Origin of the sequence: Myroides sp. C1519 (genome assembly GCF_038039755.1) — a bacterium.
Taxonomy (GTDB): domain Bacteria; phylum Bacteroidota; class Bacteroidia; order Flavobacteriales; family Flavobacteriaceae; genus Flavobacterium; species Flavobacterium phaeum_A.
In genome coordinates this window covers 1-25085 of sequence record NZ_JBBPHM010000030.1, presented here as the reverse complement: position 1 = coordinate 25085, position 25085 = coordinate 1, and the positions used below count along the sequence as shown (strand labels likewise).

The following is a 25085-nucleotide window of genomic DNA, read 5'->3' as shown; positions in this document are numbered from 1 at the left end:
GCGTCTTAGTCTCCCATTCCCCCTCAAATCCTGGGAATCTCAAATTAGGAACCTTCTTATCTTTAAATCTTTTACTTGTCATCTTGATTGTTTATTATTCGTTAGTTATAACATTAAGGATTTGACTAATTAAAAAACTAGTCCTAATTCTTTAAAATAAACATCAATTTCTTTGTCAAGTTCAGCTCTTTTTGCTTCTAAAGATTTAATTTCTTTCATAACAGTATGAATATCTATTTCTTCTTCTTCTTCAAAAGTATCGACGTAACGCGGTATGTTTAAGTTGTAATCATTTTCTGCAACTTCCTCAAGCGTAGCTAAGTGGCTGTATTTTTCAATGGCAGTACGATTGCGGTATGTATCCACAATTTTTTCAATATGCTCGTTGCGTAGCATATTTTGGTTTTTTACCTTTTCAAACTCTTTGCTTGCATCGATGAATAGGATATGATTAGGGTCTTCTTTACACTTTTTAAAGACTAAAATACAAGTAGGAATACTTGTACCATAAAAGATGTTTGCAGGTAGTCCAATTACAGCGTCTAAATAATTCTTCTGTTCGATAAGATATTTACGAATATGTAGTTCTGCAGCTCCTCTAAATAAGACTCCATGAGGCAAAACAATTGCCATAGTACCATTCTCTGCAAGGTGGTGAATCATGTGTTGCACGAAAGCAAAGTCAGCTTTACTTGCAGGTGCTAATTTACCATATTGGCTAAAGCGATCATCGCTTAGAAACAGAGGGTTTGCACTCCATTTTGCCGAAAACGGAGGGTTTGCTACAATTGCTTCGAAAGGCATATCGTTTAGATGCTGTGGATGCTCTAAGGTGTCTTCTTGTTTAATATCGAATTTTAAGTAATGTACTCCGTGCAGAATCATATTCATTCTGGCAAGGTTATATGTAGTACGGTTCATTTCTTGACCGTAAAAATTATTCACATCTTTTACTTCTCTGGCAACACGTAATAATAGAGAACCAGAACCACAAGTAGGGTCATATACTGATTTTAATCTGTTTTTTCCTGTGGTAACAATTTTTGCTAAAATCTTAGAAACTTCTTGAGGTGTATAAAACTCACCTGCTTTTTTTCCTGCTCCGCTGGCAAACTGACCAATTAAGTATTCATACGCATCTCCTAAAACATCCAGTTCTGTATTTTCAAGTTTAAAGTCAATTTCATCTAAATGAACTAATACTTTAACAATGATTTCATTACGTGCTTCTGCTGTTTTACCAAGTTTAGTACTATTAAGATCCATGTCTTCAAACAAGTTGTCAAAGTCTTCTTCACTTTGAGTCCCCATTGTACTTAACTGAATATTATTTAAAATCTTTTGTAAGTCTTCTAAAATAAAGGCATTGGTGCTTCCACTTCCACGTTTAGCGATTTCACTAAAAAGCTCTGAAGGTTTTAAAAAGTAACCTAAGGTTTCAAGAGCTTCATCTTTGATAGCATCAATATATTCGATTCCTATTGATGAGTTTTCATCTATATCTTTAAATTCAATGTTGTCTTCTTCTAAAATGGAATTGGCATAAATTTCCATTTTCTCTGCCAAGTATTTGTAAAAAATAAATCCAAGAATATAATCTCGGAATTCATCTGCATTCATCTTACCTCTAAGCGTATTGGCAATATTCCAAAGCTGTTGTTCTAATATTTTTTTTTGTTCTTCTGACATCTGAAAATAAGTTTTGTTTAATTAAGGATATGAAATCTTTAAAGTGGCACTAAAATAGTAAACTTTTAAATGTAAAACATTAAGAAACCTCTTTATGTAGATAATGATTGTTTTAATAAGCCTAATTTAAGATTTGGAAATAGAGCTATATATTATTTAAAGATTGCTAAACCCAATCATACTGCTTACTGCTTATCTATTATAGCAGTTATTTCCCCGCTATTTCCTTTAAAAAGCTAAGAAAACTATCCGCGTATAATTCAAATTCCCATTGCCCAGTTCCGTGTATACTTGTGTAAATAGGAGCGTCGTGGTCTGTGATTTGATTGATATCAATGCAATACGGATCAGCACCAGCGTCTGCAATGATATTTCGATATTGTTTGTTTATAAATAACTTGTATAATTTATTTCCCCTAAGCATACCGTAATGCAATGTGGAGATGCGATGTTCTACCAAATAAAAAATATCCAAAGTAGCCCTTTTAATTCACTGACAAAAGGGCCAATAAATACAGTACTCACAAAACTGTGATCCTGTGCCCATTGATACCAAAAATACAAAGTCATTACCTGACTTATAATGAGGTATAAATACAAAAGAATTTCCCCAAAACCAACACGATTACGACTACTCATCTGCTTATGTTTATTTGTTAGACTATTTTACACGCGCATTCAACACTAAGATAGTGTTGTTTTGAAGTAAAAGAAAAGAGATTTTAGTGAATGGCTTGCATTTTTGAGTAACACCTCCTGAAGCACTACCCCCTAAAACGAACGTTTTTTAATTTGCTTAATACAACGTAGCTTTGCTATAGTAATTTATCCCGTCATTTATGAAGATTGAAGCCATACTAAAGAAAACCTTAAAAAGAGATATTGCCAAGGCAACAGTGATGCCTGTAAGGGAGTTAGAAGAAGAGGAAAAAGGTCACTTTATAGCCTTTGTGGATGATGCAGAACACAGCTATGATGTTAGTATTGTGGTACAAGAGGAGGAGGTGAAAGAAATGCAGTGCGACTGTGCTGAAACTACCGCTGTTTGTTTACACAAAATAGCAGTGTTGCTGGCGATGAATACGACCACTATTGGCGAAACAAAATCTACTAAAGCAAAGGGGGGAGGAAGAAAGAAAAAACTGACCGAAAGTGAGGAGTTAATGCTAACTATGGACAAAGAGGTTTTAATGAGCTGGTTGAGTGGGGTGTTTAAAAAGAATAAACCTTTAGAGCAACAGTTTACCTTGACGTTTAGTACTAAAGAAGTGGTTTATACCAAAGAGCAGGTGAAGGAAATAGCGGAACAAGCTATTTTTTCTGTGGCTGGAAAGCGCAAGACTTTAGAGGCGGCTAAGATTAAGAAAGTGCTGGACTTGCTGACTATCGCTTTAGAGCCAATTGATCAGTTTGTGGTAATGAATATTAGTAAACCGGTGGCTTTTGATATATTCACAGGCTTTTTAGATACGATATACGCTTTTGATAAACGCATTACGCATTACAGCAAACGCATTGGTACGTATGTAGATCAGTATATTGAAAAGTTTGCTCTGTCTATCAACAATATTCAAGATGAAAAAGTATGGGAGCAGTTGGTTAAAGCGTATTTTGATACCCTGTTTAAAGGGGTAAAGAAGGGAAATAAGCGCTATAATTATATTTTAGCACAACAGCTCTACCTAACAGGTACAAAGCCTCAAAAACTCTTTTATGGGGATTTGCTAAACGGGATGCTTTCTGTTACGAAGTTTAATCGCTACGACTTTGAACCTGAGTTTACAGAGTTCTTGTTGAAAGTAGCGTTAGAGGAGGACTTCTTTGAGGAGGTGCGCCCATTCTTTAAGCGATTTACTTTTGAGGGATATTAAAAATAAATAAGGAGATATAATATAAAAAGGCTAACACGATACTTCGTTGTTAGCCTTTTGTTTTTGGCAACTGTAAGGTGTTACCAATCTTTTAAAGCAAATACTTGTGGTCTGGAATTAACATTCAGTTTCAAGTAAATATTGCTGATGTGATATTTTGTTGTACTCAAGGATATGTTGAGCTCACTGGCAATTTCTTTGTTGCTCATACCATCCCAAATGTGATAGAGTACGTGCAGTTCTCTTTCTGTAAGCTTGTAATTAGCTTTTAAGTATTCACATAGGTTTTCTTGATGGTCTTTTAAAGAAACTGTTTCTGCTTCTTTTATAGCTTTGGCTTTCTTTTCTTCAATCAGTAGTTCGTGGTAGTTCTTTAGCAAAGCCACGTACTGAGAAATAACAACCTGATTTTCGATATTCCTGTTTTGAAACTTTTTGATAAGCACATAATTATTGATAATGCTAAACAAGATGATTAGGATAGCTACTACTTTTAAGGCACTGATAGAGTTTGTAAACTCTTCTATACTTTCAAATAATTTTGTTTGCGTGAAACAGATGGTATAAAACTTAATCAGTAAAATGATTAAGATAGGGTATAGAAGGTATTTTCCAGTCTTGCTTAGCTTGTAGATGCAATATTGCGTTAGTGCAAATATGATTACAATAGACACCGTTAGTAGGGGAGACATAGCAGGGTTAGCCAAGAAATTTGAAAAATAAAAGGCTATACCAATAAGGGAAATAGCGGTAAATATTTTAAGCTCGTATTTAAAGAATAGCTTTTTAGTCTTGAAAGGGAAGTAAGTAGATAGCAAAAGGGAGGTAAGCATTAAAATAGCAATAATAATTCCCGTTTGTATGTAATTGTCAAACAACTCCGGCTTTAGGGTTGTGTATGATTGAACATCGCCAATGATAAAATAACAAGTGATTAAAATTTGTATTATAAAGTAAAGGCGCCACTTGCGCTCTTTGAAGATTTTATAAATCACTAAAGTTGACATTAGACACAAGACAGCCATTCCATAGAATAATCCTGATATAAAGTAATTCATTGCAACCATTGGTACTGCGACGAAGGGATTTAATTCTATAGATAAAATTGTTGGTAACATAGCGTGGGATAAATAAATCTCCTTGATAGAGAGTATTGAGTTTAATCCCGTGAATGCAAATGTTTTGATACTACACGTATTACCACATAATTCGTAGGTAATTGTAGTTATGAAATTGGTAGAAAACGAAAAGGCTTTACTACAGATTTGAAAGAGTGGGATAGCAGCAATTACTGCTATTATTGAGCATACCACTATAAGGGAATGGTATAATTTATTTTTCGACCCCATTAAACTTAAATTTTTAACTAAAACAATTCTTTTTCAAGTAAACATAAAATTACAATTATACCTCTTAGCCTTTGGTATTACTGGTTTTATGCTACATTGAAGTTACGACAATTTGTGAGATAATGAAAGTAATCAAAGAAAGCAATTTAAACTACACGTGGTGATTGTAATAATTGTGAAACTACTCGCTATTTATATCTACTTTTCTAATTGTCTTTTTTACAGGTTGCTGTCTAAAATACTTAATTATCATAGTTTTCTTTTACCTAAGTATCGAATTTATCTATGAAAAAAGCTTGACAGCCGGAGAGTGTTATTGTTTCCGTGTTGTTAAAACGGGAAGATTGTTTTGTTTAATTTGTTTGTTTTCAGTGTTTTGTGTGTTTTGTATCATGGTTTTTGATCATATGTTTTGGTGACGCAATATATACCTTTTTCTACTAATAATGATTGTTTTTTATGTAAAGTTTTTCCCAATGTTTTGTTGATAAATTAGTTACTTATTTGTTATTGGTTATAGTGAGGTTCTAATTCTGTAATTAATGTGTTTATTCATTAGAATTTAACATAAAAAACAAGGGTGATTAGCTTATATATAATAATGTGCTTTTTATAAATAGAGATTCTTTATTTATAGTTTCTTGATTATGTTTTTTGTGCAGGAGAGATAAATTCTATTTTATGAGATAATCGATCGTATTGTGATTTTAGTATGGGGGTTTATTTGTGATTTATTAGAGTGCTTTTTTACTTTATTAGCGTTTTTTATTTGTCTTACTTTTCTTTTTTTATCCTATTTAATAAAGGTGGTTTTTAGCTCTTTTTTTTCAATATTAAGGTGTTGTTTAGAAAAATATTAAGCGAACTATAGTCTAAAATAATTTTGTACTTAGATACAATTAATTGGGACGAATTTAAGATTTTGTATCTTTTTTAGATAATGTCACTTACTGACTTGTTTAGGGGGTACTGGTACTTTGTTTTTTTTGTAAACACTTGGTTTATAGTGGTTAGTTTTTTTTGATTACCATTTTATGTCCTTTTTTTACCAATTATTTTAACTGTTTCAAAAAAAGTATTGGTACTCGTTTTATGACTAAAACTATCCATTGGTATAGGCTTTTACCCTGGGGTTCATTCTACTTTTGACTAAATGATTTACAGAGAAGAAAAGATTGCTGTTTCCTCTACTTGTGATTCTCGTAAAGCAGATGTGTTTTCTTGATTTGTGGGGACAATTTGAGAACATGTCATTTCCTTAATAGGGTGTTTTATTTCTACTTTATTAAGGAAGATGCTTTTCGATTTACGGGTGTAAATGCTTCCTTTTTTTACTGCAAATTTCTTACTAACGAACAATAATTTTAAAAGCCATAAGTCATTTATGGTAAGTGTAAATTATAATAATGACATTTTTAGTCGCCGGGTATGTTGGGTAGGTAAGTTGTAATTTTTATCACAAAGCTTTGTTTCTGTTTCCTTTTTGTGAAGGTTTTTTACAGGGATGAGAATTGTGAAAAATGTTTCTGACCAAAAGACGGCCTTTTTATGATTTATTGAATTGCTGTGTTCCTCGCTTTATGAAGAGCAACAGTTTTAAAACTATTTATTATTCACCTAAAAGTTGGTATGGAGAAACTGAACAGAATTAAAACAGAAACTTAGACAGGGTAGTGTAGGCTTTGCTAAGAAAATGACAAATCTACACAGGACTCTTTTGATCAGACGAGTAGTAAGCCTGTTAATGGATAGCATAACAGGGATACTTTGGCCTAATAGACCACCACAATTCACAATTTCTATAGGCAAAACACCAGGCCAGGTAGTATTAAAATACTAATAGTGCGCTGTGTTTTTTTTAAGAGCGAAAGAGAGAGAATCTGTTTTTGCATTGTTATCACAAGCAATTGCAATTACAACACAACAAAAAACAAAACTCAAACACATTAACAAACAACAAATGAAAAACAAAACTACTTTTCTTCTTTGGAAGAGGTTAATAATATTTTTAGTACTGCTCGTACCACTGACGTATGGATATGGACAGGAAAAGGTGATGGCTAAATATAGCCACTTTGATAAGATTGGTACAAAGTTGGGAGGCGTCGTTGTCACCCCTGAGAACGTAAGTACAGATGATGATACTTATGCTACGATACATTCTTATCCAGGAGCAGCTTTAGGTATAGGTATTTACAATGGTTGGATAGAAATGAAGTTCGATGAAACAGTACCGGCTAACCAATGGTCTTATGTAAGAGTGGATTTAGATAAAGGATTATTAAGTTACTTATTAGGAGGTTCTTTAGGCAGTGGACTTAGTACAGCAGTAGGGACGGTAGCATTAGGAAGTGTTGATATTAGTGTGGAAGCACGTAATAATAATGATGATGTAGTATTGAAACGTGGGAGTACTTTAGGTTTTTCGACTGATAATGTGCGTTTAATAACGAATGAAAAAGGACATACACTTTTAGCAATAAAACCAGATAAACCCTATTCTAAAATACGCATAAGTAATGTAAGTTTTACTGTTTTATTAGGATTAAAAGACTTTTCTGTGAATGTATATAATGCATTTACATATAAGTCTAATTCGAATGAAGCTTGTGGTCGTCCTGTTGGGGTTTCTTATGATGGTAAGAGTTTAGATTTAAAGGTAATTGAGATACCAACAGATCTTACAGGTTCTATTGATAACGAGGTTGTTAATAGTAGTAGTAATGAAGAAAAGCATACAACTTATACTACATTAAAACCAGGAGCAGTACTAGATTTAAAAGTAGGTGGATATATTTCTAATAATTACTATTTCTCAAATTTATCGTCAAATAAATCTACTGTTAATATCATTTTAGGAAAAGATTCTAAAGGTGCTTTAAGTGCTAATTTATTAGGAGCATTAGAATTCGTTTTTTACAATGGAAGTGATGTAGTTTATAAGAAATCTTTAGAAGGAGGGTTATTGCATGGAGTGAATTTGTTGCAATTACTTCAGAGTGGACAGAAAACTACTGTAACTCTTGCTCCAGGTCGCCCTTTTGATAAGTTAGAATTGAGGTTAAATACACCAGTTAATTTAAGTTTAGCTGGCGCTGCTATAAGTGTTTATGACGTTGAAAGATATGATGGGGTTAGTTGTGTTAATCCAAAAATACAAATACCTGCACCAACTGCTGTGCCTTTTGAAACGGCAAGTTGTGCTACGTCAATTATAGATTTTGAAAACGTTGATTTTGCAACAAATGCCATAGATGGTAATAATGAAACGTATGCTTCACTAATTGCAAGTGCGGGCTCTTTACTTTCGTCTTTACCTGCACATGGTATGATTCAAATGGGGTATGATACTACTGTGCCTGCTTATACAACTTCTTATATCCGCATTGATTCGCAAGATGAGGTGTTAGGGAAATTGTTAGGTGGTACTTTAGGTAAGGCATTAGATGCTGTAGTAGGTGCTTTAATTGGTAATTCTTATTTTGAAGTGGAGGCATATAACGGTAGTACATCAGTTGCTAAAACGACAAGTCAGAATGGTTTTGTTGGAACTACGGGAGGTAAAATGACGGTAGTACAAGATAAAATTGGTAGATACTACTTAGCTGTTACTCCTAATTCATCTTATAATAGTATAAAGGTTACAAATAAAGTGTCGAGTATTCCAAATGGAGAAACGCGTACTTTAAAAGTATATAATATGTGTCGTGAGATAGGTACTGATGCGTGTTTTGCACCACAGTTTACTTCTTATGACCAAAAGGGTGTGACTCTAAGTTTAGGTAAGTTAGGTGAGGCTGGAGCAAAAAATCCATATAAAGCAATTAGCGATAACTCATCTGAGTATTCTGAGATTAGTACAGGGCTTATAACGCTTGGTGGTTCTGTAGGACAGATGGTTTATTTTAATACGCCTTCTCAAATTGGTGATGAACTTCAAGTGCGCTTACAATTAGATCCTACGTCTTTGGCGAGTATTAACTTAATTGGAAGTTATAAGGTTAAAACGTATTTAGGAGATAAAGAGCAAGAAACATTTGGACTGCAACAAGGATTAGTAAACAACCTTGATTTATTGAGTTTGTTTAAGTCAGGGGGAATTCAAACACTAAAATTTGACACAAGAAAAACATTTGATAGGGTAGAGATAAATGCCTTTGCTGGGGTTAATGTGTCTGTTACTCCTGCTATTAGATTATATGGGGTGAAAAGAGTGAATGATGCTTGTCCGGTTACTACGGGGGTATCGCCTTTTATTTCGCCAGTTTGTGCTACTACTTTAATAGGAGCTGAAAATGCAAATGACATCAATAACTTGTTTGATGGGAATTTTGATTCGTACACTACACTTCAATCTGGGGCTGGTATTTTATTAGGATTAGGAAACAAGGAAGGGTATGTAGAATTGGGATATGAAAATTCGGTAAAGGCTAATGTTACTTCGTATGTAAGAATTGATTTTGAAAGTGATAAGTTAAAAGCTTTACTGGGCGGTAGTTTAGGTAATGTTGTAGCAGGTTTATTGAATAATGTTTTATTAGGAGATCACTATTTTAAAGTAGAAGTAAAGGATTCTAAAGGAAGAACGGTTTTAGAAGAAGGAAGTCAGGCTGTAACATCTTCATTTAAAAATGGAAAAATTAGAGTTATAGTTGATGCTTTAGGGCGTACGTATTTAGCAATTACACCTTCTAAAGAATATAAGTCAATTAAAATTACGGATGTTTCTAAAGCATTGGTTGGTGCTACTGCTGCTCCAAATTCAATGAATGTGTACGGAATGTGTTATGAAACAGGAAGTGATACTTGTGCGCCTGCTTTTGCAACTTCTTATGAATATGATGGTCTTAGTTTATCAGTGAATGATTTAGGAAAGGCTGGTGTTACAAATCCGGAATGGGCAATCAATGAAAATACAACTAATTTCTCTCAAATTAGTTTAGGGACATTGGGTGTTGGTACTTCAGTAAAACAGTTTATTTATTTCAATACACTTTCTGTGCCTAATGACGTAACTAAAATACGCTTAAAAGTAGGTCAGGGTGGGGTAACTGTTCCTTTGTTAGAAAGCTTAGAAATTATTGCTTACAACGGGGATGCGAAAGTAGCAACCTTGGATTGGAAAAATGGATTAGTAGAAGGAGTTGATGTGTTAAGCTTAATTAACGCTGGAAACGTTCTTGATATTCCATTTAAAGTAGCTGGTCGTTATGATCGTATTTCAGTTGGAATTAAAAACGTGTTAAACGTTGGTGTTTTCCCTCCTGTTGAATTGTACGGTGTAACGCGTAGCTGTTCTGTGTATGCATCTTCTGATGTAGTAAGCTGGAAGTCTTATAAAGTTGATGGTAATTCAAAAACGACTACTGTAATAGGTGGAGAAATGGTTGAATATACAATCCACGTGAAAAATAATGGATCAGCTTCATTGCTTGGGTTTACGGTTAGTGATGAACTTCCAAAAGGACTGACTTTCATAAGTGGAGGAGATTTTTACAATGGAAAGGTTCACTTTACAAGTGATGTGGAACTGAAAGTAGGAAGTACGACTGCATTTACATTTAAAGCTAAAGTAAATGACAATTTAGAAGGAATTGATGTTATTAAAAATATTGCTGTGGTTAGAGTTAACCAGACAGGAGAAGAGATTCCTTCATTTCCGCCAACAGATAATAATAAACCAACTACACCTGATACAACAAAGAAACCAGGTACTGAGATTGGGGTAACACCAAATTACGATGTTGCAATTACTAAGACAGGAAGTAGTAATGGAGAAAATAGCAACCAGGCTTTGGTTGGAAATGAATTGACATATTTAATTACGGTAAAAAATACAGGTAATAAAGACTTAAAGTCGTTTGTGATTCAAGATGTAATTAGCGAGGCTGTACCAGCTGTAATTGAGATTATTGACAATGGTGGTGGTATAGTAGATGGCAATAAAATTACATACAAAATAGGGGTACTTAAAGTAGGAGAGTCGATTGACTTTACGTTAAAGACGAAAGTTAAGAATGCTCCTTCAGCGAATGAAGTAGTGAATAAGGCAGTAGTTACTTATAAGAATACTCAAGGAGTAGAAGAATCAAAAGAAGTTGAGTATAAGTTGTCTACGAATTGTGAATCAATAACTGTAAAATCAATAACGACTCCAACTATTCCAAAAGTTTGTTATGGAGAAGTTGTAGAGTTAACAGTTAAATTAAATAGTTTAGGTTTAAGTAGGCCGAATTTGAAAAACCCAATTTTCAAATGGTATAAGACGAAAGACAGAACAGATGTACCACAAATAGGATCATCTATTACTGTTACTGCTTTAGCTGATACAACTTACTATGTAACCGTAGAGGACTTTGGATATTGTTTCCAAGGGGATGCTGAAACTGTGGAGATAATATTACTTCCTATGCCAGCAAAACCAACTGTAAACGGAAAAAGTGAGGTGATTTGTTCAGGCGACGAGAGAATTCTAACGGTAAATGAAACAGCTTTATCATATCAATGGTATTTGAATGGCGTTGCAATTGAGGGTAATGTAGATAAAAATGCAACTACAGAAGAACAAGAAAAAGAAGCAAAAAGAGGAAAAGAAAAGACTTTTATAGCTGATCAGCCTGGGGTTTATACAGTGCGTATTAAGGATGATCAAAAATGTTTTTCTGAACCATCTGATCCGATTGTTATAGAATATAATCCAGTGCCAGAATTAGAAATAGAAGGAGGAAATAGGAGAGGATTAAAGTTTGATCCTGGAAGCAATACATCAGTTTCTATCAAATTACCAGCAGTATATACAACTGGTTCAAATGTAGTGTGGCATGACCATACTGGTAAAAAGTTAAAAACAGGTGATATAGTTGAATTTACAGCTCCTGGTATTTACACCTTAACAGTATCAAGTGAGTCAAGTAATGGTTGTGCAACTTTTGAAAGTTTGGTTGTAAACGTATGGGATAGTTCAGTTTGTCCTCCATTAACAGAGCGTGTATATGCTACAGGTGTTGGTAAATGGCAAACGACGTGGTTTACAACTTTAGGTGGTTTTGTGGCAGGTAAAGCAAATGCAACAGACACAGATCCAACCACACACTCTACTATTTCTACGACTGTAGCTTTACTTGGATTAGGGACTACTTGGCAGAATATTTATTTTGATGGAGATCAACCTGTTCCAGCAGGTACGCCAGTTACCATTAAGTTAGGTAAGGAGTATAGCGGATTGGTATTGGCAGGAGGAATGTCGGTTGTAGGGCTTGATGCAAATGGTAAGAGAATTGGAGCTATTAAACCAGTTGCAGGAGGAGTACTTGATTTATTAGCTTCTGACAACGTATTTGAATACACATTTGTTCCTTCTAATAAGAATGGAGCTCAAGCGTATCACGGGGTTCAAATTTCCTTAGGTGCTTTAGTTGGGGTAGCTCAATTGGCAAAAGTATATGGTGTGTACTACGAGAAGCGAGTAGATGCTTTTAGCCCTGGATATTGTGCTCCTGTTACAACAGGTGTTCACGAATCTGTGTTAGACGTGCTTCACGGAGTACAAGATATCGGTTTAGGAGTAGCAAGTGCTACGGCTTCTGTTTCTCATGCGTGGAATGCTGTTGATGATGATTTAGAAACGTATGCAATGATTTCAAGAGGGGTAGCTGTAGCCAATATGGCAAGTTTAACCGTAGTGTTTAAACAACAAGCTGTACCTGGTGATAAGCTACATATCATTACAGAAGTACCAGGTAACCCTATATTGAGTTTAGAGTTGATTAAAGGATATAAAATCCAACGTTACCTTGGAGATCAAAAGGTAGGTGAAGAAATTGATGGTACGGGAGGAGTAAAAGTAATTGACTTAAAACTATTAGGGATTGGTTACAAGAACAAATTTAAAATGATCATTGATGAAGTTGATGAGCCGTTTGATAGGGTTAAGATCTCATATGGTAGTATCGTTGGGGTTTTAGGAAACTTCACAAAAGTGTATGAGGTGAGTATCGCTCCAAAGATTGACTTGGGAAGTAATTTTGACATTGAAAAAGATACAAAGGACATCTGTAATAGTGGTGTGTTAGAAATTTTGCCAAGTGACGCTTGTAGTACTTACAAGATTTTTACCCAAGAAAAAGGCGGGGATGAGCTTACGGATTTAGGTAATAATAAATTTAAAATGCCAGGTAAGATTACGCCTATTGAAGAGGTAGATGATGATGGAAAACCTACTGGAGTATTGTATGAGGTAATATTTGTACAGACGTATAGAAATGGTTGCTTAGTAGGTAGAAGAATACCTATTAAGGTAAAAACAAAAAACTGTTCAGTTAAATCAAACTTGAACGTAACACACAAAATTAAAATATAAACAACAATAGTAATAACACAAACACTTTATTAGACATGAAAAAAATTACGTTAATCGCAGCATTGTTAGGATCAGTTTATTTCGCTAACGCACAGGTAGGTATCGGGACACCTGATCCTGCTGTTTCAGCTGAACTTGAGATTTTCTCTACCACTAAAGGTTTATTGATTCCGAGAGTTGAATTGACAGACATAAAAATTTATAAACCAATAGAAGGTAGTCAAGTAGAAAGTCTTTTGGTTTACAATATAAATGAAGTAAAAGATGCAACAGATAATAACATAATAACATTACCTAAAGGTTTCTACTACTGGGATGGTGCTAAATGGAATAGAATAGTTAGTAAATCAGAGTTAGATAAAGCAATTGAAAATTTAGGTGATAACATCACTAAAATTGGAGCTGACGTAACTAACCTTAAAAACTTGATTAACTATATCGTTCCTACTAACCCAGGAAATGTAGATAGCGATGGTAAACCAGTAGTTGGAGAAAGTCATACTACAATTGTATATGATCCTAAGAATGGTGAAATGTCTTATGTAACTTATGAGGGTGGTAAATATGTAACAAAAGCGATCAACTTAACGAATATGATTCGCGGAATTGAGACAAATACTTTCTTTATTGAGCTTAAAGATAATAATGGTAAAGTAACAGGCTATGTATATTTTAATGAAGCTACAATTACAAAAGCAATTGAAGAAGCATTAAAAGATCCAGCAAATAAGGATAAAGAGCCTAAAGCTGTAGAAGCTGATATTATCAAGGGATTAAATGCAGATACTCCAGGTGCTATTACAATTGACGTAAAAGGTACTGTTGTAAATAACATCAAAGAGATTTTAGAGTCGCCTACATCAATTACTATACAAGTTGATGGTAAGGATAAAACATTTACTACAGTAGAAGAGTATTTACAATACATTACTCAGTTCTCTGAAGGAAATGTTATCTATACACAAATTGAAGATCCTAATGATGCAAATAAGAAAATTTGGGCATTCCAATATTATGATGCAGCTACAAAAGCGTATAAAACAATTAACTTAAATGATTTAGTAAAAGGGGCTGAGACTAAAACATTTATTAGAAAAATTGAAGAAACAGGAAAAGCAAACAAATTTGTTTATTTCTCTGAGCAAACAATCATTGATTGGTTAGCAGCTGATAAAGCAAATACAGTAGATAATATTCCAAATGATGCTCCGGGCGCAGTAACTGTTGATATTATGAAAGAATTGACTACGAATATTGAGCAATTTTTTACAGAAAAAACGACTGTTTTAAAGGAAGGTTCTACAACAGAATATCACACAGTACAAGAGTTGATAGAGAATATTTCTAAGAATGTATCGGGGAATGTTATCTATACACAAATTGAAGATCCTAATGATGCAAGCAAGAAAATTTGGGTATTCCAATATTATGATGAAGCTACAAAAGCGTATAAAACAATTAACTTAAATGAGTTAGTAGCAGCTGCTGAGACTAAAACTTCAATTGTTACTTACAACAATAAGCAGTATTATTTGTCTGAGTCTTACATTAATGGAGGAGGAGAAGTAGATGTAACTAAGTGGACTGCAGTGCCAGCTGGTGCAATTCACATTGATGTTGTAGGGGGAGTAATCAATAATATTGAAGAAATTTTAACTACTAAAGGAAATATTACTATACAAGTTGATGGTAAGGATAAAACGTTTACTACAGTAGAAGAGTATTTACAATACATCACTCAGTTCTCTGAAGGAAATGTTATCTATAAAGAAATTGAGGTTGATAAAGATCCAAGTGACCCAAGTCAAGGAAAAGAAAAAGTTTGGGTATTCCAATATTATGATGCAGCTACAAATGAGTATAAAACGATTAACTTAAATGATTTAGTAAAGGGAGCTGAGACTAAAACAACAATTACAAGAACTGAATCTAAAGCGGACAAATCGTTAGAAGCTTATGCTAAAGTAAATGCGCCAATAGATACAGACGTTAAAAAAGGAGAGATCTTCTATAAATACGACAATGAAGCAGGGCAGCCTGATTATATCAATATGACAGGAGATATTCTATCGTCTATAGAGAATAATGAGAAAATCAAAAACGCAATCACAAATGTATTAAACGCTGGTGGCAACGTGTATTTTGGCGACCACGATGGTGATGAGAAAGATACAGCTGTAACTGATAAAACACCACATGTTTTCTATCAAGTTGTTTTTAATGATAAAACTAATAAATATGAAAACAAAGAGATTGAATTGCCTCTTTCTATGTTAACTAACTTGATTAAAAAGTATAAAGATGTTGTGAAAACAGCTTTAGGAGATAATATTACAAATGTAGGAGATATTGTTTTTACAGGAAATGTGTATAATGGTCGTTATGTGTTTTTAGCTAAAGGAACAACTAAAGCAGGTAAAGAAGTTGCTGGTACTTGGGTTAATTCTGCAAGAACAACAGGGGTTGATTTACCTAAAGCAACTGATGATTTGGCTATTAAAGGAATACTTTCAATTAAATTAATGAAAGGAGATATTGTTGTTGCTAATAGCGCTACTGATATTAAATTATTAGGTACTAAAGTTGAATTTAACATCGGTATGGGATCACAATTCATAGTTGTTCCTACAGGAGACTATGACGTAGTAGTTGAATACACAGGTGATTTGGTAAAATAGCCTTAGTGACAACTTCAAACTCAAAACAACAAGATAATTAAAAAAAGGAAGTACAACTCACCACTTGTACTTCCTTACACTTAAACTCAAAATGACATTATGAAAAAAATATATTTAGGATTTGCATTTACTTTACTAACGACTTTAGGATTTGCACAAACTAAAATTGGAGTGGCGGGAGCTAATAATACTCCAGATGTTAATGCAAATGCAGTTTTAGAGTTAGATGCTGCTGATAAAGGTCTTTTATTACCTCGTTTAGCATTAGTACAAACAACAGACGCTACACCTTTAAACGAACACGTAGCAGGTATGACCGTTTATAATACCAAAAAAGCGAATGATGTAGTGCCTGGGTTTTATTATAACGATGGTACGAAGTGGCAACAAATGGTAACAACAGATTATAAGGCTGTGAAATTTTTCTATATGCCTTCTATTGTTTTTGATACGTCAACAGTAACGGCTGATAAATTAGAAGAGAAAGACTTATATGCTGAGTACACAAAGCAGTTTGGTTTAAAAGGGAATGCTGTAGGAAGTACAGGTGCTCCTATGGCAGATAAAGGTGGTATTCCTCATTTCCCAAACGCAACGGATTTGTACTATTATGTAACTGATTACGATAAGACAACATTTGATGAAATCGTAATTGATGAGAATGGTTTAATGAAGTATAAAGTTATTGGTACGGGGAGTGCTTACTCAATTATGAACATCGTGTTTGTAGTAAAATAGTGAACTATAAAAGAGCGACATGATGAAAATTAATTATAACACACTCTTAGTAGTTCTATCTCTTACTCCGTTAGGTACGATGGCGCAAACAGTGAATAAAGGGCAGCTATATGTAAAGGCTGGTTCACTGCTTTCTACGCATTATGATTTTGAAAATAAGGCTAAAGCGGATTTTAAAAATAACGGAACTTTTATGGTGCATAAACACCTGACTAATGAAGGGAGTTTTGATTATAAGGGGATTACACCAGAAGGGAAAACTATTCTGATGGGTAAGACTACACAGGTAATAGTGGGTGATAGCCTGACTAAGTTTAACGATTTAGTGCTAGACAATGCTACAGAGAAGATGGCTTTTGATATTCAAAACAATATGATTGTGGCGGGTAAGGCTGATTTTTTAAATGGTATTGGAAAGGTTGATAAAAACAAAGGAGCCGTTACTTTTTTAGATAAAGCAGAAGCTGCTAATCCATCGGATAAGAGTCACCTGGAAGGAGCTGTTGAAAAGGAGGGTAAAAGCGATTTTACTTTTCCTATTGGCGACCAAGGAATGTATCGCCCAGCGGGAACGTCAATGGTTAAGTCAAATAAAGATATATTCTCTGCAGAGTATATTTACAAGGATAAGCCATTTTTTGATGAACGTACAAAAAAGGCAGGGGTTATTCAATTAGTGGATAATATGGAGTACTGGATTATAAAAAAGAGGGACAATAAGCAAGAGAATGCGATTGTTACTTTGAGTTATGACAAGCGTACTACACCGGCTGAATTGTTGTTAGAAGCAGATAAAAATCTACGCATTGTTCGCTGGAACGAAAAGGATAAGATGTGGGTAGATGAAGGAGGAATTGTGGATGAGGCTAATCAAACAGTTACAACACCTATTGCAGTAGAAGATGTGGGGTACTTTACCTTAGCTACTGTTAAGACGGATTGGATGTTGGATGGCGAGGTTGTGATATACAACTTTGTATCTGTAAATGGTACAGGACACAATGAGTTTTTCCGCATTGATAACTTGAACAAATATCCAGATAACCGCGTGGAAATATATAATCGTTGGGGAGTTAAAGTTTACGAGACAACGAATTATAACAGTAATGGAAATGTCTTTAAAGGCTATTCTGAGGGTAGGGTAACTATGAATAAAAATGAGAAGTTGCCATCGGGTACTTATTACTTTGTGGTAACGTATGAGTATCCGGATAAATCTACAGGGGCTTCTCGTAGAATTAAAAAAACAGGATACCTACACTTAGAATCTAATTAATGAAAAGACAGATGAATTACAATTCAATACTAAAAAAAGTGGGCTTGTGCTTGGTATGTTTAGCTACAGCCCAACAAACTTTTGGTCAACAAGATCCTCAATATACTCAGTATATGTACAATCCCTCTAACGTAAACCCTGCTTATGCGGGGTCTACAGGGGCGCTTTCTCTTTTTGGACATTATCGCGCACAATGGGTAGGACTGGATGGGGCTCCTAAAACAGCTCATCTATCTGCTCATAGTCCGATAGGCGATTCTAAATTGGGAATTGGAGGTACGTTTACCAATGATAAATTAGGGGTGATGACAGAGAATAATATCTCGTTAGATATGTCATACACTATAGACGTAAACCGCGATTTTAAATTGGCATTTGGTGTGAAAGCTACTGCTAATTTACTTGATGTGGAGTACGATAAACTACACGCTTATGATCCTTCTGCTGCGGAGTTGGCAAACAATATCAAGAATAAATTTAACCCGAATGTAGGGGCTGGTTTGTACTTGTATTCTGACAAAGCGTATGTGGGATTGTCTGTGCCTAATTTCTTGACAACTGATCGCTATGACGATAATGAGATTACCGTGATGAGTCAGAAAGCACACTTCTATGTAATGGGAGGGTATGTGTTTGAGTTAAATCCAAGCTTGAAGTTTAAGCCTGCTTTTTTAGCAAAGGCTGTATCGGGAGCGCCATTGCAAGTGGACTTAACAGCTAATTTCTTGTTTATAGACAAGTTTACTGTGGGAGCTGCTTACCGATGGGATGCTTCAGTGAGTGGTTTGGTCGGGTTTCAAGTTAATCCAAACTTAATGATTGGTTATTCTTACGATGCTGATACTACTAAGTTGGCTAATTACAATTCTGGTTCACACGAGTTTTTCTTGAAGTTTGATATTTTTAATCACAAGACAAAATTGAATACACCGAGATTCTTCTAATACTAAACGATGTGATATGAAAAAGAATGTGATTAGGTTTTTTTCAATTGCCTCTGTGTTTTTGGTTACCATGGGTGGTTTTGCTCAAGGTGTTAAAGAGAAGAAAGCAGATAAGAGTTTTGACCACTATGAATATGTCAATGCGATTGAAATCTACGAGAAAATTGTGGATAAGGGATATAAGAGTATCAATACCTTATCTAAGTTGGCAGAGGCCTATTACTTTAAGGGAGATTTAAAAACAGCTCATAAGTGGTATGAGGAGTTGTTTACCCTGGCGAAGCAAGAGGATGCTAAACTGCCTTCCGAATCGTATTATCGCTACGCTCAGACGTTGAGAGGAGTTGAGAATTACGAAAAGGCAGATGAGTATTTAGGCTTGTTTGCAAAGCTTGAAAAAAGCGATAGTAGAGGTATTTTGTTTGAAGAAAAGAAAGATACCTATCTGGATGAAATCAACGCTATGATTCAGCGTTACGACTTGGAGTCTTTGCCTATTAATAGTGAGTATTCAGATTATGGGGCTGCTATTTTAGGGGATAAATTGGTATTTACGTCTGCCCGTGAAACAGAACATGGTGGAAAGATTCACAAATGGACTAACGAGGCAGTTACAAGTTTGTATATGTCCACTATTGCTTCAGATGGTAGTTTTAGTGAACCTGAGTTGTTTGATAAGTCGGCAAAAACAAAGGTAAATGAGGCTTCTGCTATTTTTACAAAAGATGGCAAAACGATGTACTTCACGCGTAACAATTTTAAAAAGAATAAAAAGGTTTACAACAGTGATTACGCCATTTTATTGAAGTTGTACAAGGCTACTTTGAATGAAAGCGGACAGTGGAATGAAGCGGTTGAATTGCCTTTTAATTCAGATGATTTTAATACAGCTCACCCAGCTTTGTCTCCTGATGAAAAGTGGTTATACTTTGCTTCTGATCGAACAGGAACAATAGGGGAGTCTGATATTTATAGGGTAGCAATCTATGAAGATGCTTCTTTTGGAACACCAGAAAATGTGGGTAATCGCATTAACACGGAAGGCCGAGAGACGTTTCCTTTTATTTCTAAAGACAACTATTTGTATTTCTCATCAGATGGTCGCCCTGGTTTAGGTGGTTTAGATGTCTATATGGCAAAAATCAATGTGGATGGTACATTTGGAAAAGTAGTGAGCGTAGGTGCACCTATCAATAGTTCTTCAGATGATTTTGCCTTTTTTATCAATGATAAGAACCGCAAGGGATTTGTTAGTTCTAACCGAGAAGGGGGTGTAGGTAATGATGATATTTACTTTTTTCAAGTAGTTGATTGCATACAAAAGATAGAAGGAGTTGTTTTTGACAACAGTACTAAGTTGCCAATTGTTAACGCGACAGTTGTATTATTTGATGCAAATTACAAAGAATTGGGAGTAATTACTACGGATGAAGAAGGACATTTTGCGACAGAAGCAGTGGAGTGTAATCGCAAATTTAGATTAAAAGCAAGTGCTGATGACTTCCTTACCGCTGAGGTTTCGACTTTGTTAGGGAAAGAGTTTAATGTGTCTAAAGAAGTTAATATTGGATTAGACCCTGTGGAAGAGAAAATAGGGATGGATGACGACTTGTTTGCTAAGTTAAAATTAGATCCTATTTATTTTGATTTTGACAAGCATTCTATTAGACCAGATGCAGCTGTTGAGTTGGCAAAAGTAGTTGAGGTATTGAAGTTATATCCACAGATTACGATAGATGTTAGAGCGCATACAGACAGCAGAGGAAACGATGCTTACAACATGAAGTTGTCTGAACGCAGAGCACAATCTACAAGGGCTTGGATGATAAGTCAAGGTATTGAAGAAACAAGAATAAGTGCAAAGGGATATGGAGAAACGCAGTTGGTAAACCAATGTGCAAACAACGTTCCTTGTACGAAAGAAGAACACCAAGCGAATAGGCGAAGTGAGTTTATAATTGTTAAAATGGATCAGTCTTCTTTTTAACATATTGAGTGAAGCCGGTTTACTGATGTAAGCCGGCTTTTTTTGTATAAAAAAAATAGAATTGAGGCAAATATATGTAATGCGTAAAAAAATATCAGTTATTTTTTTTAAATAAAAATAAAGCATTAAGTGTTTGTTTTTGTGTTGTTTATACGTGCTTTTGAGGTTTTTGTATTACAATATTAGAGAATTTTAATATTGAGCATCATGTTTTGTCACGGTTTTTGTAAATAGGTAATAGAACATAAAAAATGTTTGATAAGTTTAATTTTTTTAAAAAAAGGTTAAAAATAGATTCGCAAAAAGTGAATTAATTTAAAGTAATAAATTATCTTTATTAAATGGGTTAAAAAACAATGTTCTTTTGTTTAAAAACAGATAAAATTATATTGTTAATGATATACAAGGCAAAGGTTATGAGAATAGGTAGATTTTTTTTAGTAACGTGTTTAGCTTTAATAGCTACCACTGGATATAGTCAAATAGGGGTTAATAAAAGGGGAGTTAGTGCAAATGCTACAGCTGAGTTTGATGTAAAAGATAAAGGGGTTTTATTACCGCGTGTGGATATAAAGAACAGGTATGAAAATAATCCAATTGTTGGTGAACAAAAGGATATGCCAGATGGACTTGTAGTTATTGATGTACATGATAAAGAAGAAAGTACGTTGTCTTTTTGGAATAATAAACTAAATGGAGAAAAAGGAGCTTGGGAGCAACTGGCAAACTTTGATAGATTGCCTAAAACAGCGATTATAGGGTTTGAATTAGTAGATAAAACAGCAAGCTCATTTGAAATACCTGTAACAGAAAATGGACAAATGTATCTACTGAATCAAAATGATTTTTTATTTAAAATATTGAATGATGGGCATATTAGTAGTTTATCTGTTTTAGATGCTGGGAAGTCTAATGAGATTCAATTAGGATTTTCTTCAGGAGTCTATTTGATTGAGTTTTTCGCTGTTTTTATAGCGCCAAAAGAAGCTAATAGGACTTATTATAATATGGCATATTTCACAAATTTTAATGAGAATTATGTTACTTCTCTTAATCAGAGAATAGCAGCAACTTATAGAGTAGAACGCTCTACTTTTTCTCCTGAAGGAGAAGAACATTTAGTAGTTTTTTCGAATATAATGGACTTAAAAAAAGATAAGGGAAAAGAGGTGTTACATAATTTTAGTTTAGGAGTAGGAAAAGCATCAAACAGTACTTATTATACAGCTAAGTATCGATTAGTAGCAAAAAATTCATACTTGAAAATAACAAAATTAAAATAGGAGGAATGAAAACAAATATTTTAAAATATAGTATAGCATCAGTGTTAATGTTGATTAGTATAAATACATTAATTGCTCAAACAGCCACTAATCATCATGGAGTAGTTTCGCCTGCTGTTATTTTGGATATGTCTACAATTGACGAAAGTATTGTGCAAGGTGATAAAGCAAAAGGATTTGTATTACCTGTAGTGGAAATAGAAGACGTATTAAACAAAGAAGAACCAATTAAGAATCCAGCAGAAGGAATGTTAGTTTACAATAATAGTAAAGTTATAATTCCTGGAGTTTATATGTTTAAAAATGGTATGTGGAGTGCTATTGTAAATAGAGGAAGTTCTATTGAAAATGCGGTAATTAAAGTACAGAATAGTACGTGGCAAAGACCAGAAGAAGAACCACGGTACGAAATAGAAATTCCTTTAAAAGAATTTGATTTTGATAATACTTATGGTGATGTACTTCTTTATGATAGAGCAGATGGTTTAAAAGATTTGATGTTGCGACCTGGAAATTATTTGATTGCTTTTTACTTAAGAGGAAAAATTGAAGATGAAGGTAATATGCTTAATATAGAGAATACGCTTGGAGATACAAACCAGTCTTATAGAGCGCATTTAATAAATTTTAGAAGTGAAGTTAGAGTTGACACAGCTGTTGTTTTAAATAATGCATTTGCAGATGCTTTAGTGCCTTTTGCAGTGAAGGAAAATGGGAGCTTCAGACCATTGTCAAGAGAGTTTTCTGCTTCTTTTTATTTTGGATTAACTATACCTGAAAAAGAAGGGGGAAATCAAATTAGTAATGTGAAATTAATTTTACAGGCAGTGGAAGGGACAACTTTTAAAAAAGGAAATATCATTATACTTGATACATATGTAAACATTGAAAAATCAATATTATGATGAAAAATATAGTAAGAGTAGGACTATTGATTAGTTGCTTTTCAGCTTGGAGTCAGGTTGGTATAGGGACACATAAGCCTCATAAATCAGCAGTGTTGGAGGTTAGTTCTGATACAAAAGGAATTTTATTGCCAAAACATGTTTTTGAAGTGTTTGATGATAACCAAAACCCTATCGTTGATCCTCAAGTCGGTACTTTAGTGTACAACGTTATGGGAGGAAATCACGAGGATAATATTGCAAGGAAAGGTATTTATGTTTGGGATGGTAAAAAGTGGAATCAACTTTTAAATAATGAAGGGGTTGATAGAATGACTACCATTAGAATGATGGGGGGAACAGCTGAGGCAACACAAGAAGTACTTATTCCTTATACGAATTTAAGTGCCACTAATTACATAAGGTTTAAAAAAGAAAAAACGGATTATTCAACGACAGATATAGAGCGCGGAGTTACTTTACATTATGAGTATGATAATTATGGAGAGGTGTTTACAATGCCTAAAGGGTATTATAAAGTAGAGGTGTCCATTGATGGTTGGAATGATAGAGGAAATATGAGTGAAGATTCAAATCCGGATTTTCATAACCCTTTTATAAAAGACCCTAATGGTAATCGCCATGGTTATTTAGGATTATACTCTAAAAAATGTGGGATAACGGATGTGAATGGATCAGAATTAGTGCCTCCTCAAAGTGCTACGATTATATCAAAACATACACGTGGAGGAAGTATTCAAGGATATACCTATATGTTTTTTATAAGAATTACAGATCTGGAAAAAAAGGTAAAGTTTCGATTTACTGTGAGTAATGACTCAAGTTTTAAAGAAGGATTTAAGGTAAATCAAAATGGGGTTTCTATCAAATTTAGACGCTACTTTGATTAAAAAAATATAAAGATAATAGTTAGAAAATAATCGCCATGAAAAAAAGATTAATATATATAGGATTAGCTTTTACATTGACTACAGCAGGATATTCACAAGTGGGTATTGGTACGGCTTTGCCTAAAACTGCTGCTATGTTAGATGTAGATGCTACAAATAAAGGAATGTTAGTCCCTCGTGTTAGTTTAAAATCTCTTACAGATGAAGAGACTATTGATGGAGATATGATCGAGTCATTATTGGTGTTTAACACTAATGAGAAGGCTCAGGATTTACAAAAAGGATTTTATTATTGGTATGAAGATAAATGGTATCATTTAGTAAGTGATAAAAATTTTGAAGACTTAAATACTCGTAACAGCCATTTTACTGTAGAAAATGATTCACTTTATTTACATGATACTGATAAGAAATCGGTAAGTATTTCTTTGAAAGAGTTGAAACAATTTGAAACTGTAACGAAGATTGATTATAAAGAAGGAGATACAAGTTTTATTTATTATAATGAGGATGCTATTGATGCTGCAGGAAACCCAATTTTAGAAAAAGGGGTTAAAGTTGATTTATTAGCTGGTCCAAAAGGAGATAAAGGAGATTCGTTCTTATATGAAGACTTTACTCAAGAACAATTAGATGGTTTAAAAGGACCAAAAGGAGATTCAGGGTATAATTCAGAATCACAACCAGGTCAGTCAGGAAAACCAGGGAAACCAGGTACTCCAGGAGGACCGGGTGCAGGCGTAACTATTGTTCATAACGATAGTGGTGTTTGGATCTATGATGAAACGACAAATACTTGGACAAATATCAATGGTCCAAAAGGAGATAAGGGAGACAAAGGAGATACTGGATATAAATCAGAAGTTATAACAGAAGGACCAGGTAAAGACGGTGAACCAGGAAAACCAGGTACTCCAGGAGGACCAGGAGAAGGAGTGACTATTGTTCATAACGATAGTGGTGTTTGGATCTATGATGAAACGACCAATACTTGGACAAATATCAATGGTCCAAAAGGAGATAAGGGAGAGAAGGGAGATCAAGGATTACCAGGATTTAACGGAGTTTCAAAACCAGGAGAGTCAGGAGAACCAGGAAAACCAGGAGAGGCAGGTT

General features: G+C 34.3%; 14 protein-coding genes. 11 read left to right on the top strand and 3 right to left on the bottom strand.

What is annotated here, in order from left to right:
* Positions 1-129 precede the first annotated feature (129 nt).
* Both AABL81_RS12830 and AABL81_RS12825 read right to left on the bottom strand, forming a co-directional pair.
* Entirely contained in the window at positions 130-1689 is a 1560-nt protein-coding gene (locus AABL81_RS12830; protein WP_341341243.1) for a type I restriction-modification system subunit M, read from the bottom strand.
* 208 nt (positions 1690-1897) lie between these two features.
* Positions 1898-2164, bottom strand: a complete 267-nt coding sequence (locus AABL81_RS12825) for a hypothetical protein (RefSeq protein ID WP_341341242.1) — start codon at positions 2162-2164, stop codon at positions 1898-1900.
* A gap of 364 nt (positions 2165-2528) precedes the next feature.
* On the opposite strand from AABL81_RS12825, the gene AABL81_RS12820 reads away from it, so the two are divergent.
* Positions 2529-3560 (top strand): hypothetical protein, encoded by a 1032-nt coding sequence (locus AABL81_RS12820; protein WP_341341241.1) that lies wholly within the window; start codon positions 2529-2531, stop codon positions 3558-3560.
* Between the two features lie 80 nt (positions 3561-3640).
* Here the strand turns inward: AABL81_RS12820 and AABL81_RS12815 are convergent, their stop codons facing one another.
* Positions 3641-4678: a LuxR C-terminal-related transcriptional regulator gene (locus tag AABL81_RS12815; protein WP_341341240.1), complete on the bottom strand. Its 1038-nt coding sequence runs from the start codon at positions 4676-4678 to the stop codon at positions 3641-3643.
* A 2191-nt stretch (positions 4679-6869) separates the two neighbouring features.
* On the opposite strand from AABL81_RS12815, the gene AABL81_RS12810 reads away from it, so the two are divergent.
* From AABL81_RS12810 to AABL81_RS12765, 10 genes are all read left to right on the top strand, one after another.
* On the top strand, positions 6870-13268 hold the full coding sequence (locus AABL81_RS12810) for an isopeptide-forming domain-containing fimbrial protein (protein ID WP_341341239.1): 6399 nt from the start codon (positions 6870-6872) through the stop codon (positions 13266-13268).
* A 35-nt stretch (positions 13269-13303) separates the two neighbouring features.
* The gene (locus AABL81_RS12805) at positions 13304-15946 is read left to right on the top strand and encodes a hypothetical protein (protein WP_341341238.1); all 2643 of its coding nucleotides are present in this window, start codon (positions 13304-13306) and stop codon (positions 15944-15946) included.
* A gap of 99 nt (positions 15947-16045) precedes the next feature.
* A complete protein-coding gene (locus AABL81_RS12800; protein ID WP_341341237.1) occupies positions 16046-16684 on the top strand; it encodes a hypothetical protein in 639 nt (212 codons plus the stop codon).
* A gap of 19 nt (positions 16685-16703) precedes the next feature.
* Positions 16704-17960 (top strand): gliding motility-associated C-terminal domain-containing protein, encoded by a 1257-nt coding sequence (locus AABL81_RS12795; protein WP_317165330.1) that lies wholly within the window; start codon positions 16704-16706, stop codon positions 17958-17960.
* 11 nt (positions 17961-17971) lie between these two features.
* On the top strand, positions 17972-18904 hold the full coding sequence (locus tag AABL81_RS12790) for a PorP/SprF family type IX secretion system membrane protein (protein ID WP_158211271.1): 933 nt from the start codon (positions 17972-17974) through the stop codon (positions 18902-18904).
* A gap of 16 nt (positions 18905-18920) precedes the next feature.
* On the top strand, positions 18921-20891 hold the full coding sequence (locus tag AABL81_RS12785; RefSeq protein ID WP_158211270.1) for an OmpA family protein: 1971 nt from the start codon (positions 18921-18923) through the stop codon (positions 20889-20891).
* 395 nt (positions 20892-21286) lie between these two features.
* A complete protein-coding gene (locus tag AABL81_RS12780) occupies positions 21287-22174 on the top strand; it encodes a hypothetical protein (protein ID WP_158211269.1) in 888 nt (295 codons plus the stop codon).
* Positions 22175-22179: 5 nt separating this feature from the next.
* Positions 22180-23079, top strand: a complete 900-nt coding sequence (locus AABL81_RS12775; protein WP_158211268.1) for a hypothetical protein — start codon at positions 22180-22182, stop codon at positions 23077-23079.
* On the top strand, positions 23076-23969 hold the full coding sequence (locus tag AABL81_RS12770) for a hypothetical protein (RefSeq protein ID WP_341341236.1): 894 nt from the start codon (positions 23076-23078) through the stop codon (positions 23967-23969). Before AABL81_RS12775 ends, AABL81_RS12770 begins: the two co-directional genes overlap by 4 nt.
* A gap of 35 nt (positions 23970-24004) precedes the next feature.
* On the top strand, positions 24005-25085 hold a 1081-nt coding region (locus AABL81_RS12765), incomplete at its 3' end, for a collagen-like triple helix repeat-containing protein (RefSeq protein WP_341341235.1).

Bases quoted from the DNA above. Each gene is read 5' to 3' on its own strand.
- AABL81_RS12775 (WP_158211268.1), top strand. From the start codon at position 22,180: ATGAAAACAAATATTTTAAAATATAGTATAGCATCAGTGTTAATGTTG.
- AABL81_RS12810 (WP_341341239.1), top strand. From the start codon at position 6,870: ATGAAAAACAAAACTACTTTTCTTCTTTGGAAGAGGTTAATAATATTT.
- AABL81_RS12795 (WP_317165330.1), top strand. From the start codon at position 16,704: ATGATGAAAATTAATTATAACACACTCTTAGTAGTTCTATCTCTTACT.
- AABL81_RS12780 (WP_158211269.1), top strand. From the start codon at position 21,287: ATGATATACAAGGCAAAGGTTATGAGAATAGGTAGATTTTTTTTAGTA.
- AABL81_RS12785 (WP_158211270.1), top strand. From the start codon at position 18,921: ATGAAAAAGAATGTGATTAGGTTTTTTTCAATTGCCTCTGTGTTTTTG.
- AABL81_RS12815 (WP_341341240.1), bottom strand. From the start codon at position 4,678: ATGTTACCAACAATTTTATCTATAGAATTAAATCCCTTCGTCGCAGTA.
- AABL81_RS12800 (WP_341341237.1), top strand. From the start codon at position 16,046: ATGAAAAAAATATATTTAGGATTTGCATTTACTTTACTAACGACTTTA.
- AABL81_RS12820 (WP_341341241.1), top strand. From the start codon at position 2,529: ATGAAGATTGAAGCCATACTAAAGAAAACCTTAAAAAGAGATATTGCC.
- AABL81_RS12805 (WP_341341238.1), top strand. From the start codon at position 13,304: ATGAAAAAAATTACGTTAATCGCAGCATTGTTAGGATCAGTTTATTTC.
- AABL81_RS12790 (WP_158211271.1), top strand. From the start codon at position 17,972: ATGAATTACAATTCAATACTAAAAAAAGTGGGCTTGTGCTTGGTATGT.
- AABL81_RS12830 (WP_341341243.1), bottom strand. From the start codon at position 1,689: ATGTCAGAAGAACAAAAAAAAATATTAGAACAACAGCTTTGGAATATT.
- AABL81_RS12770 (WP_341341236.1), top strand. From the start codon at position 23,076: ATGATGAAAAATATAGTAAGAGTAGGACTATTGATTAGTTGCTTTTCA.